We start from the raw sequence: 12162 nt of genomic DNA, 5'->3' as shown, positions 1-12162 counted from the left end.
TTATTTGGCGTTAGAACGGTAAGTCTCAATCAGTTCGATAAAGTGATCGAACAGCGGCGCAGCGTCGTGCGGGCCTGGGCTGGCTTCCGGGTGGCCCTGGAAGCTGAACGCCGCCTTGTCGGTGCGGTGAATGCCCTGCACCGTATGGTCGAACAGCGATTTGTGCGTCACGCGCAGGTTCGCCGGCAGATTGTTCTCATCTACCGCAAAGCCGTGGTTCTGCGCGGTGATCATCACGGTGTTGTTGTCCAGATCCTTCACCGGGTGGTTGCCGCCGTGGTGGCCGAGCTTCATCTTCATGGTTTTCGCCCCGCTGGCCAGCGCCAGCAGCTGGTGGCCCAGGCAGATGCCGAACACCGGAATGTCGGTTTCCAGGAACTGTTTGATGGCGGTGATGGCGTAGTCGCACGGCTCCGGATCGCCCGGGCCGTTGGACAGGAAGATGCCGTCCGGATTCATTTTCAGCACCTCGTCGGCCGGGGTCTGCGCCGGCACCACGGTCAGGCGGCAGCCGCGATCCACCAGCATGCGCAGGATGTTGCGCTTGGCGCCGTAGTCGTAAGCCACCACGTGGAACGGCAGTTCCGCGGCGGTTTTGGCTTCGGGCAGGTCGCCTTCAAGCGTCCAGCTGCCTTGCTGCCAGCTGTAGGCCTCTTGGGTGGTGACCTCTTTCGCCAGATCCATGCCCTTCAACCCCGGGAAACCTTGCGCCTTGGCCAGGGCCAGCGCGGCGTCCGGCGAATCGGCGGCGATGATGCAGCCGTTCTGGGCGCCCTTCTCGCGCAGCAGGCGGGTCAATTTGCGGGTATCGATATCGGCGATCGCCACGATGTTGTGACGCTTGAGGTAGTCGGACAGGCTTTCTTCGTTGCGGTAGTTGCTGGCGATCAGCGGGAGGTCGCGAATGACGAGGCCTTGGGCGTGTACTGCGGAGGATTCTTCGTCGGAAGCATTGGTGCCGACATTGCCGATATGAGGATAAGTAAGAGTAACGATCTGGCGGGAATAGGAAGGATCAGTGAGGATTTCTTGATAACCGGTCATCGACGTATTGAAGACCACTTCCCCCACTGCCGTTCCCTCTGCCCCGATGGCCCGACCGTGGAATTGGGTTCCGTCTTCCAGAACCAATAGCGCTGACTTTATCAAAACACCCTCCAAGGAATAATCAATCACAATATTTGCATATTAATTCAGATATCGCGATCTAAATCAATGCAAAAACCGTCCGCGAGGCCAATTTTTGGCAAATTGGGCGCATTTTAATGATGAGTGCCTGGCTTGTCTACCCAAACTGCCGTTTTTTGTTTTATTTTTGCAGTTCTCGGCGCTTATGCGGCTTGAGCGCCGATAAAAACACAGAAAACCGGAGCTGGAAAACGGTTGCGGGGAAGAATGACGGAAAATAGCGCCGGAATGGGACAAAAAAGACGCTAAAAAAGCCAAGGGTGGAAAAAAAGGAGATGATTAGCAAAGTAAATACAGACAAATAACAGCTTTGACAATGAAATAAAACCAACACGGTATTTATCATGTTAAAAAAAAGGACAATAAAATTATTGCCCGATTATCATAGCATTATGATCAATACAACCACATCACGATGGTATGCAAATCAATTATAACTGGTCCAAATTCAACACGTCGCGCATATCAAATAAACCTTTATCCCGGTTATGCAGCCAGGAAGCCGCGCGCACCGCACCGCTGGCAAAAGTCATGCGGCTGGAAGCCTTATGGGTAATTTCCACCCGTTCACCGATGTCGGCGAACATTGCGGTGTGCTCGCCGACGATGTCGCCGGCGCGAATGGTGGCAAAGCCGATGCTTTGGGGATCGCGTTCGCCAGTATGGCCTTCGCGCGCATAGACCGCACAGCTTTTCAGATCGCGCCCCAGCGCGCCGGCGATCGCTTCGCCCATCGCCAACGCCGTGCCCGACGGCGCATCCACTTTGTGGCGGTGATGCGCCTCAACGATTTCGATGTCGGTGTAGTCGCCCATCACCTGCGCGGCCTTCTCCAGCAGTTTCAGCACCAGGTTGACGCCGACGCTGAAGTTGGCGGCGAACACGATGCCGATGTGCTGCGCCGCAGCGCGGATCGCCTGCTTGCCGGCGTCATCGAAGCCGGTGGTGCCAATCACCATCGCCTTGTGGTGCGCCACGCAAAAATCCAGGTAGCTCCGGGTGCTTTCCGGGCGGGTGAAGTCGATCAAAATGTCGAACTCGCTCGCCACTTTCTCCAGGCTGTCGCTTACCTTAACGCCCAGCGCGCCAATGCCCGCCAGCTCGCCGGCATCGATGCCGATCAGGCTTGAACCCGGGCGCGACAGCGCCGCGCCCAACACCACGCCTTCCGCCTGCTGCACCGCCTGGATCAACTGACGGCCCATCCGGCCGCCGGCGCCCGCAATCGCAATGCGGATTTGTGAATCACTCATGCTTGCTCTCTTCTTGATTTGACGCCTATCCCATTAGGCTATCGATTCAGGGTAACTGCCCCGCTGCAGCGCCGCCAGAGGATTCATTTCATAATTAGAAAATTATGATATTCCCCCGCTTTCATCAGCGGCGCTGTCGTGAGATTAACATTCAACTGATTTGGCGGCCTGCGACGATTGTACATAATCATGCAGTTTCCATGGCAAAAAAATGCAGAAAAAAGGCGCCGAAAACGGCGCCTGGAGAAAGGATCACAGCGAGGTCAGGCGGTAATGGCGGCCACTTCGTTGGCGATCGCCGTCAGCGCATCGTGGCGGGCATAGTCCTCACGCACCAGTGCCGCGCGCTGGCGATAGATCGGCTGCTGCAGAATTCGCGTCGCCGCCGCCAGGATCTGTTCAGGGCTTGGCGTGCTGGTGTGCAGGCTGATGCCGCAGCCGGCGGCGACCACGCGCGCGGCCGCCTCCAGTTTGTCTTCGCCGGTGCCGGCGACGATCAGCGGCACGCCGCTGTTCAGCGCATAGTTGATCGAACCGTAACCGCCATTGGTGATCAGCAGCGCCGTCTCCGGCAGCCAGCGTTCGAAGGAGATGAACTCGCGCACTCTGGCATTGGCCGGCAGCGCGTCCATCAGCCCTTCGGTCGCCCGTCCGCCGGTGGTGGCCAACACCCGCACCGGCAGATGCGCCAGCGCCTGCAACGTCGGCACGATCAGCTGATGCAGATCGACATTGGCCAGCGTGCCCTGAGACACGATCACCAGCGGCCGACGATCGTCCTCCTCCCACAGCGCCTCTTCCGCGGCCGGTTGACCACCGCTGCGCAGTGGCCCGACGAAGCGCACGCCGCTCGGCAGGTCGTCGCGCTCATATTCCAGCGCCGTGGTGGCCAACTGCAGGAAACGCTCGCAGCCGCCGATCAGCGCGTCGGTGAACGGGCGATCCAGCGCCCGTCCCCCCGCCTGCACCAGCGCGGCATCAAAGCTTTGCTGCACCTCATCAAGCAGCACGCGCGTTTCTTCATCCACCAGTTGCTCACGGGTCAGCGCCTGCGGCAGCAGCGCCGGCGGGATGCGCGGGCCATAGAAAATGGCGTCGCGCGAAGAATACGACAGCGGCGTGACCCCGATCCCGAAGACCGGCGGCCGTTCGGTGGACTGCAGCAGCGGCAGCACGCCGTAGAAGCAGTTCTCCACCATCAGCAGATCGGTCTTTTCGGCGGCGATGGCCGCACGTAGCTGACGATCCAACAACGGGATCGGCGCGGCGAAGAAATCTTTCAGCGCCAGCGCCATCTGCGCATTGCCCGGCGGCAGCGCGGCGCGCTCGGGGAAATGCGCCTCCAGGTGGCGATAGTCGAAATCCACCTGCGCGTCGAACGGCACGAAGCTCGCGCCCACCGCCTCGGCGCGTTCGCGGAACAGCGCGCCGGTCATCACCCGCACCTGATGCCCTTGGGCAATCAGGTGGCGAGCGATGGCCAACATCGGGTAAACGTGCCCCGGAGTGGCGACTGCCGCCATCAATATCCTTGCCATAATGCTCCTTTACGCTTCTGCGTTAGCCGGCTTCAGCGCCAGATTGGCGCACACCGGGTTGCTCTGAATATGCACGCGCTGCAAATGACGCGCGGAACGGGCGGTGAAGCCCTCACGCCCATGCAGCAGCGAGAAGTTGTCCGCCACCACCACGTCGCCCTGTTGCCATTGGTGGGCATAATAGTGACGCGGATCGTACAGATGCTGCTGCAGAGTGTGGTGGAACTGTTCCTGCTGTTGTTCCGGCACGCCGTGATATTCCAGCGCATGTTGATTGAGGAATTTTTTCCCCTCCGTCGGCGGTTCATTGTAGCGCATGATCAAGCCCCTGCCGTTCGGGTGCTGCACCACCAGCGGCGAACAGACTTCACCACCGTAGTGCACCACCTGCTTGATGCGGTAGGTGATCGAGACCGACAGCCACTGATCCAGCAACGCTTCGTCCGCATTGGCCAGCAAGCGCGTGGTGTCGACGAAGGTCGTGCACCCGCCTTCGTCCGGCGACGGCGCCGCCACGCAGTGGAACAGCTGGAACTCGGGAATAGTCGGCTTATACATGCCATCCCAATGCAGCGGGACGTAGCTGCTGTCGAAAATATGATCCTTGGCGTCCGGATGTTCCTTCACGTCCAGCACCGCGCCAAACGGCCACATCATGATCTCGCCCCACTGCTCGGCGTAGCGAGTCAGGACTTCCGGCTCGCTGAAACCGGAGTCGAATCCGCGCAGCACCAGCAAGTGATGCTCCTGCGCCAGCGCCCGCAGCGCTGCCACCGGCAGTTCGCCGATCTTTTGCCCCGGATGCTGCGGCGTCAGGATCGCGCCAAACGGGGTATTCGGTTGAATATGGCAATTAAGCGGTTGGTTATTCATCGGTGATTCTCCTTGCATCGAATGTGCTGCTCACACGGCAACGTGCCGTCAAAAACGCGTCCGCCAGGATTTCGGGCGCAAAAGCCTGCAGCGGCCTCAGGCCATCTGCGGTTGTTCGATCAGGTAATGGCTCGGCGTGCCGCGGATCTCCACCAATTCGCCGTCCAGGCTCTGCGCATCTTTACGCTTCATCAGCACGAACTGGCCGTTCACGTTGGCTGCCACGCCATGCCACGGCGTCAGCCAGTCGTCTTTGGTCGGCATCATGTGGATGCCCATTTTCAGGCTGTCGACCGGCTGCGGGTGAATCGACAGGCGGATCGCCGCCGGGAAATGCTGCGCCAGCAGATTGCCCCAGGCCCAGCTGCGCTGGATCACTCCGCAGGCGCGCTGTTTGGCGTCTTTCTGCAGCGCGGCGTTGGAACCGCTGTAGCCCGGCAGTTGGCTGTCTTCATACAGGAAGCGCGTGATGGCGCGGTACAGCAAGAGGCCCTGTTCGTCCTGCATCAACTGCTGTTTGATCGCCTCTTCCGATTCGGCATAGCCCTCCACCAACAGTTGGCGCAGCAGATCGTAATCATCAGTATGTTCGGCCAGGCCTTTGACGTCGCCGAGGTTGAATACGCTGAGATGCGTCGCGCCCACTTCATGCAGCAGGTTTTCAATTTCGCGCTGATAGTGGTTGATCGCTTCGTCACTGACGCGGATCAGATCGCCGAACACGTGGCCATCGGAGCAGATAACGATATGCGCACCCGGCGGGTAGTAGAGTTGAATGCGCTGGCATAGCGAGTTGAGGAAGATCAGCGACAGCCGCTCCGCCATGTCCGGCACCGCGCCGATCACCTTGTTGGTGTTGGGCGACTTGGTCGGGAAGGCCGGCAGCACGAATTCGATACGTTGCTCGTTTTCGATGAATGCCCGAATGCGCGGCAATTGCACCTGAGTGACCCGCCGTTCTTCTTCAGCGATCGAGGTGTCGTCGCCGGGGAAACGGCGGCGGTATTGCAATAATTCACGTAGGATCTTTAACGATATTTCTTCTTTCTGAGCGCTGTCCACAATGAGCTCCTGTTACGATGTGGTGCGGGAGTATTATTGATAAGCGCAATAAGATTTATCAAAAAGAGAAAAAATCTCTGCAAAATAATAATCAGCCCGTCGTTTATATGCTTCAGGCAATATAGAAGAGATGATGCTATATTATTAGCCCGTATAATTCACAATCTTGGTTAAGTTGTGCTTAACAAACTATGAGCAATATTTTAAAACGCATGGCCATTTTCTCAAAAGTGGTCGATTGCGGCGCATTCAGCATGGCGGCAAAAGAATTGGGCATGACGACCTCCGCCGTCAGCCAACATATTCGCCAGCTGGAGGAGCATCTGGGCATTCAATTACTGTTGCGATCGACGCGTTCATTGAGTCTGACCGAAGCAGGATTGTGTTTTTATGAAGATTGCCTGCTGATGATCCACGCTGCCGAACGTGGCCAACAACGGATCGCCGCGCTGCGCGGAGAGCTGGTCGGCGAACTGCGCGTCGCCACCTCCACTGAATTCGCCACTCACTATCTGGTGCCGGCGCTGCAAAGCTTTCTCGACGAGCATCCTCGGCTCACGCTGCGACTGGAGATCCACGATGAGAAGATAGACCTGATCGCGCAACGCATCGATCTGGCGATACGCGGCGGCGTGCTGGCCGATTCCAGCTACGTTTCCACGCGGTTGGCCCGCTGCCGCGAAGTGTTGTGCGCCTCACCGGCCTACCTGGCACACCACGGCGTGCCGGATTCGCCGCAGGCGCTGACCCATCACCATTGGGTCACCTTTACGCCGCTCGGCAACCCACAGTTTGTCCGTCTTATCCATCGCAACGGTGATGAACACCGCATGCGCATGACCGGGCGTTTGTTCACCAACAGCGGTATGGCGATGAAGGAGTTGGCGTTGACCGGCAAGGGCATCATTCGCAATTTCTTCGCCAATGTTGAACGTGAATTGCGCAGCGGTGAGCTGATTGAAATATTGCCCGATTGGCGCTTACCGGAAATTAATTGCTACGCCATTATGCCACGTAGGGAGATCCAGCCATTAAAAGTCAGACGGTTGCTGGAACATATGAAACTCTATTTGCAGGAGAAGGGATTAACCGACGTAGAACATATTCGGCAGGAATAAAATAAGAAACATCTGCAACATCCATTATTGTAATTATTGTAATCACTTTACCAACACCGGGCCTATTTAGATTGCAGCCTAATGATATTCTTATTAATGACTTTTCGCCAGCCTATATAATTAACCACACCGACGTTATTTCAAATACTCAGAATAAATTTGACTTTAGTTAGCAGAAAATTTGAATATGCATGGAGTGTTATTTTTTACGCGGCTCGCTTTCCAAAAAAAAACGGGAAGCCTAAGCCCCCCGTTGTCATTCACTCACGCACATCAGTCAATCTGACGGACGTCCACGCGCAATTCTTTCGGCACTTCGAACACGATGTTCTCTTCGCGCCCGCTGATTTCATGCACGTCCAGGCCGCCCAGCGCTTTCAGGCGGGAGATCACCTCCTGCACCAGCACGTCCGGTGCCGAGGCGCCAGCGGTAACGCCGATATTGCGCGCTTCGCTCAGCCAGCTTTCCTGAATATCCGCCGCCGAATCGATCAGATAAGCCGGTTTGCCGACGCGCTGCGCCAGTTCCGCCAGACGGTTGGAATTGGAGGAGTTCTTCGACCCCACCACCAGCACCACGTCCGCATCGCCGGCCAGATTGCGCACCGCTTCCTGACGGTTGGTGGTGGCGTAGCAGATATCATCCTTACGTGGCCCGATAATATTCGGGAAACGCTGACGCAACGCGTCGATCACGTCCGAGGTATCATCCACCGACAGCGTAGTCTGCGTCATGAAGCACAGGTTGTCTTCGTCTTTCACCCGCAGCTTCCACACGTCTTCCGGCGACTCGACCAGGTACATGCCGCCCGGTGGGTTGCTGTACTGGCCCATGGTGCCTTCCACCTCCGGATGCCCGGCATGGCCGATCAGGATCGCTTCGGTGCCGCGGCGGCTGGCGCGCGCCACTTCCATATGCACCTTGGTCACCAGCGGACAGGTGGCGTCGAACAGCATGGTCAGATCGCGCGCCTTGGCTTCGGCGCGCACCGCCTGAGAAACGCCGTGCGCCGAGAAGATCAGGATAGAGCCGTCCGGCACTTCGGCGATCTCTTCGATAAACACCGCGCCGCGCTCACGCAGGCTGTCGACCACGTAGCGGTTGTGCACCACTTCATGTCGCACGTAGATCGGCGCACCGTACAGCTCCAGCGCACGTTCCACGATGCTGATCGCACGATCAACCCCGGCGCAGAAGCCGCGCGGGTTAGCCAGCAATATTTGCATGCGTCTCCTCCTGCTGCGGATCGATCTCCAGCACTTCGATGTCGAAGGTCACCGGATGGCCCGCCAGCGGATGGTTGAAATCGACGGTGATTGAATCCTCCGCCACCGCGCGCACCACGCCCGGCATTTCGCTGCCGTCGATGGCGGTAAACAGCATGATGGTGCCCACGTCCGGCACGCCGGTTTCCGCGAAGTCGCGGCGCGAGAAGAACTGGACCAGATCCGGGTTCTCCGCGCCGAACGCCGCTTCCGGCTGCAGGGTAAAGGCGCGCTTGTCGCCCGCGCGCAGGCCGAGCAGTTGCTCTTCCAGCGGCGCCGACAGGCTGCCGTCACCCAGGCGGAACAGCGCCGGTTTGCCGCTGCTGCGGGTGGATTCGGCGGTCGAACCGTCTTCCAGTTTCAGCGTGAAGTGAACCAGCACCGCGCTGTCACTGATAACCTGAGCCGTCATATTACTCACCTTTACTCTTTGCGTCTTTGTTCGCCGGCGACAAGAAACCTTCCAGCACGATCATCGCCGCGCCCACGCAGATAAAGCTGTCCGCCAGATTGAAGGTCGGGTAGTGCCAATCACCGACGTAGAAGTCGATGAAATCGACCACAAAACCGTGCCACAGGCGATCGAACAGGTTGCCCAGCGCCCCGCCGATAATAAAGGCGTAGGCGATGTTGTTCAGCTTCTGCTGTGCCGCGCTGCGGTACATCATCACCAGCAGCACCGCGACGATGGCGATGGCGATGCCGGCGAAGAACCAGCGCTGCCAACCGCCGTGATCGGCCAGGAAGCTGAACGCGGCGCCGTAGTTGCGCGCGTAAAACAGGTTGAACGACGGGATCAACGGCTGGGACTGGCCCAGCGTAAAGTTAGCGAGGATCCACTGCTTGCTGCCGAAATCCAGCGCCAGCACCGCCACTACAACCCACAGCCAACGCAGGCCGGTCGAACAAATTGGTTTACTCATCAGGCGCGAGTTCTCAGGCAAAGTTACGCTTCTCGCCGTCACCGGCGACGTTGCTCACACAGCGGCCGCAGATGTCTGCATGCTCCGCCACCAGACCGATATCGGTGGTGTAATGCCAGCAGCGCGGGCACTTCTCACCTGGCGCCGTGCTGAAGGCGATCTTCAGCCCTTTCAGCAGCTCGGAAGACTGCGCGTCGGCCGGCGCATCCGCCAAAGGCGCAACGCTTGCCGCAGAGGTCAGCAGCACAAAGCGCAGCTCATCCTGCAGGCTGTTCAGACGCGCCGCCAACTCGCTGTCGGCATACAGCGTCACCGCCGCTTCCAGCGAACCGCCGAGGCGTTTGTCGGCACGCGCCTGCTCCAGCACCTTGTTCACTTCGCCGCGCACTTTCAGCAGCTCAGCCCAGAAAGCGTCGTTCATCGACTCGCCTTCCGCCAGCCCGAACAGGCCGTCGTACCACTCTTCAGTGAACACGTACTGCGCGCGTTTGCCCGGCATGAAGCCCCAGATCTCGTCTGCGGTGAACGACATGATCGGCGCCATCCAGCGCACCAGCGCTTCGACGATGTGATACAGCGCGGTCTGGCAGCTGCGGCGGGCGACGCTGTCGCTCTTCGCGGTGTACTGACGATCCTTGATGATATCCAGGTAGAAGGAGCCCATCTCGACCGAACAGAACTGCATCAGGCGCTGCACCACTTCGTGGAAATCGTAGTTGGCGTAAGCCTGCTCGATATCCCGCTGCGCCGCCAGCGCGCGGCCGACCGCCCAGCGATCCAGCACCACCATGTCTTCCGGCGCCACGCAATCGGTGCTCGGCTCGAACCCGTTCAGGTTGGCCAGCAGGAAGCGCGCGGTGTTGCGGATGCGGCGATAAGAGTCGGCGGAGCGCTTGAGGATCTCATCGGACACCGCGATCTCGCCGGTGTAATCGGTCGACGCCACCCACAGACGCAGAATGTCGCCGCCCAGCTTGTTCATCACGTCCTGCGGGCTGACGGTGTTGCCGATCGATTTGGACATCTTGCGGCCCTGACCGTCGACGGTGAAGCCGTGGGTCAGCACTTCCTTGTACGGCGCCTTGCCCTTCATCGCGGTGGAAATCATCAGCGATGACATGAACCAACCGCGGTGTTGGTCGGAGCCTTCCAGATACATGTCGGCGCCGTGGCCGTTGAATTCAGGACGCACGTCGACAACCGAGGCGTGGGTGGAACCGGAATCGAACCACACGTCCAGCGTATCCGGCACTTTCACGTAGTCGGCGGCTTCCGCGCCGAGGATGTCGGCCGCGTCCAGATCCCACCAGGCCTGAATGCCGTCTTGCTCGACGCGTTTGGCCACTTCTTCCATCAGCTCAACGCTGCGCGGGTGCAGCTGCTCGGTCTCTTTATGCACGAACAGCGACATCGGCACGCCCCAGGTGCGCTGACGCGAGATGCACCAGTCCGGGCGGTTGGCGACCATCATTTCGATGCGCGCCTGGCCCCAATCCGGGATCCACTGCACGCCCTTGATCTCTTCCAGCGACTGCTGACGCAGGCCTTTCTGATCCATGCTGATGAACCATTGCGGCGTAGCGCGGAAGATGATCGGCGTCTTGTGGCGCCAGCAGCACGGATAGCTGTGCAGGAACTTCTCGACGTGCAGCAGCGCGCCTTTGTCACGCAGCAGATCGACGATCAGATCGTTGGCCTTGAAGACGAACTTGCCGTCCAGCAGCGGGTAGGTGCCGGTCAGGTAGCAGCCGTTCGGCCCTACCGGGTTGGCCACTTCCAGGCCGTATTTCTGGCCAATCACGAAGTCGTCCGGGCCGTGGCCTGGCGCGGTATGCACCGCACCGGTACCGGCGTCCAGCGTCACGTGCTCGCCGAGGATCGCCGGCACGTCGAAGTCCATGAACGGGTGTTTGAAGCGCAGCAGCTCCAGATCGGCGCCTTTGCAGCTGCCCAGCACGGTCCACTCGGTGATGCCGGCGCGCTTCATCACGCTTTCCACCAGTTCAGCCGCCAGGATCAGGCACTGGCCGTCAACCTGCACCAACTGATAGGTGAAGTCCGGGTGCAGCGAGATCGCGCGGTTGGCCGGCAGGGTCCACGGGGTGGTGGTCCAGATAACCAGGGAGATGGCGCCGCTGAAGTGGCTCACGCCGAACTTGGCCGCCACGGCAGCCGCGTCGGCCGCATGGAAGCTCACGTCGATCGACGGCGAAGTCTTGTCGTAGTACTCCACTTCCGCTTCCGCCAGCGACGAGCCGCAGTCGGTGCACCAGTGAACCGGCTTGGCGCCTTTCAGCAGGTGGCCGTTGCTGATGATCTTGCCCAGCGCGCGGATGATGTTGGCTTCGGTTTTGAAATCCATCGTCAGGTACGGACGATCCCAGTCGCCCAACACGCCCAGGCGAATGAAGTCCTTCTTCTGGCCTTCAACCTGCTCGGCCGCGTACTCGCGGCACTTCTGGCGGAACTCGGCCGCCGTCAGCTTCTCGCCCGGCTTGCCGTACAGTTGCTCAACCTTCAGTTCGATCGGCAGGCCGTGGCAATCCCAACCCGGCACATAAGGCGAGTCGAAGCCGGCCATCCCTTTCGACTTGATGATAATGTCTTTGAGAATCTTGTTAACCGAGTGACCAATGTGAATGCTGCCGTTCGCATACGGAGGGCCGTCATGCAAAATGAAGGTTTTTTTGCCCTTTTTGGCAGTACGAATAATCCCGTACAGATCCTGTTCATACCAACGTTGCAGCATGCCAGGTTCGCGCTTGGCGAGATCGCCGCGCATCGGGAACCCTGTTTCCGGCAAGTTCAGGGTATTCTTGTAGTCACTCATGAGATTCTCGTTTCCGTTTTCGGCTATTTACCCGTCACACTTCAAGCTGCATCTTTGTCGGCCGCCCTTTCTCACCCGAATCACTTGCCTGTGCAAGCTCATCGGGGTTCG

Annotated in this window: 10 protein-coding genes; 1 reads left to right on the top strand and 9 read right to left on the bottom strand. The window is 59.2% G+C overall.

The annotated features are described in order from the left end of the window. From carA to pvcA, 5 genes are all read right to left on the bottom strand, one after another. On the bottom strand, positions 1–1149 hold the full coding sequence (carA, locus tag IT763_RS03080; protein WP_004932920.1) for a glutamine-hydrolyzing carbamoyl-phosphate synthase small subunit: 1149 nt from the start codon (positions 1147–1149) through the stop codon (positions 1–3). 470 nt (positions 1150–1619) lie between these two features. Next, positions 1620–2441, bottom strand: a complete 822-nt coding sequence (gene dapB / locus IT763_RS03075; RefSeq protein WP_206195165.1) for a 4-hydroxy-tetrahydrodipicolinate reductase — start codon at positions 2439–2441, stop codon at positions 1620–1622. Positions 2442–2704: 263 nt separating this feature from the next. Continuing rightward, complete coding sequence (locus IT763_RS03070; RefSeq protein WP_151254347.1) at positions 2705–3964, bottom strand: glycosyltransferase; 1260 nt, start codon at positions 3962–3964, stop codon at positions 2705–2707. A gap of 24 nt (positions 3965–3988) precedes the next feature. Then, complete coding sequence (locus IT763_RS03065; RefSeq protein ID WP_049300137.1) at positions 3989–4852, bottom strand: TauD/TfdA family dioxygenase; 864 nt, start codon at positions 4850–4852, stop codon at positions 3989–3991. 96 nt (positions 4853–4948) lie between these two features. After that, positions 4949–5914: an L-tyrosine isonitrile synthase gene (gene pvcA, locus IT763_RS03060; RefSeq protein ID WP_049300135.1), complete on the bottom strand. Its 966-nt coding sequence runs from the start codon at positions 5912–5914 to the stop codon at positions 4949–4951. 191 nt (positions 5915–6105) lie between these two features. Here pvcA and IT763_RS03055 point away from each other — a divergent pair, with 191 nt between their 5' ends. Further along, positions 6106–7032 (top strand): LysR family transcriptional regulator, encoded by a 927-nt coding sequence (locus IT763_RS03055; protein WP_049300134.1) that lies wholly within the window; start codon positions 6106–6108, stop codon positions 7030–7032. Between the two features lie 273 nt (positions 7033–7305). Here the strand turns inward: IT763_RS03055 and ispH are convergent, their stop codons facing one another. From ispH to ileS, 4 genes are read right to left on the bottom strand one after another with little or no spacing between them, the layout of a single operon-like run. Further along, positions 7306–8259 (bottom strand): 4-hydroxy-3-methylbut-2-enyl diphosphate reductase, encoded by a 954-nt coding sequence (gene ispH, locus IT763_RS03050; RefSeq protein WP_206195164.1) that lies wholly within the window; start codon positions 8257–8259, stop codon positions 7306–7308. Next, positions 8240–8710, bottom strand: a complete 471-nt coding sequence (gene fkpB, locus IT763_RS03045) for an FKBP-type peptidyl-prolyl cis-trans isomerase (RefSeq protein WP_016929135.1) — start codon at positions 8708–8710, stop codon at positions 8240–8242. Before fkpB ends, ispH begins: the two co-directional genes overlap by 20 nt. Before the next feature lies 1 nt (position 8711). Further along, positions 8712–9221 carry a signal peptidase II gene (lspA, locus tag IT763_RS03040; RefSeq protein ID WP_016929136.1) on the bottom strand — a complete coding sequence of 170 codons (510 nt, stop codon included), beginning with the start codon at positions 9219–9221 and terminating at the stop codon, positions 8712–8714. Between the two features lie 13 nt (positions 9222–9234). Beyond that, positions 9235–12051 (bottom strand): isoleucine--tRNA ligase, encoded by a 2817-nt coding sequence (gene ileS / locus IT763_RS03035; protein ID WP_206195163.1) that lies wholly within the window; start codon positions 12049–12051, stop codon positions 9235–9237. Between the last annotated feature and the right edge of the window lie 111 nt (positions 12052–12162).

Source organism: Serratia sp. CMO1 (assembly GCF_015689115.1).
Taxonomy (GTDB): Bacteria; Pseudomonadota; Gammaproteobacteria; order Enterobacterales; family Enterobacteriaceae; genus Serratia; species Serratia marcescens.
Note: the sequence above shows the minus strand (reverse complement) of the source record. Positions and strands in the feature narration are given on the sequence as shown.

Bases quoted from the DNA above. Each gene is read 5' to 3' on its own strand.
- dapB (WP_206195165.1), bottom strand. From the start codon at position 2,441: ATGAGTGATTCACAAATCCGCATTGCGATTGCGGGCGCCGGCGGCCGG.
- IT763_RS03070 (WP_151254347.1), bottom strand. From the start codon at position 3,964: ATGGCGGCAGTCGCCACTCCGGGGCACGTTTACCCGATGTTGGCCATC.
- IT763_RS03065 (WP_049300137.1), bottom strand. From the start codon at position 4,852: ATGAATAACCAACCGCTTAATTGCCATATTCAACCGAATACCCCGTTT.
- IT763_RS03055 (WP_049300134.1), top strand. From the start codon at position 6,106: ATGAGCAATATTTTAAAACGCATGGCCATTTTCTCAAAAGTGGTCGAT.
- ispH (WP_206195164.1), bottom strand. From the start codon at position 8,259: ATGCAAATATTGCTGGCTAACCCGCGCGGCTTCTGCGCCGGGGTTGAT.
- fkpB (WP_016929135.1), bottom strand. From the start codon at position 8,710: ATGACGGCTCAGGTTATCAGTGACAGCGCGGTGCTGGTTCACTTCACG.
- lspA (WP_016929136.1), bottom strand. From the start codon at position 9,221: ATGAGTAAACCAATTTGTTCGACCGGCCTGCGTTGGCTGTGGGTTGTA.
- ileS (WP_206195163.1), bottom strand. From the start codon at position 12,051: ATGAGTGACTACAAGAATACCCTGAACTTGCCGGAAACAGGGTTCCCG.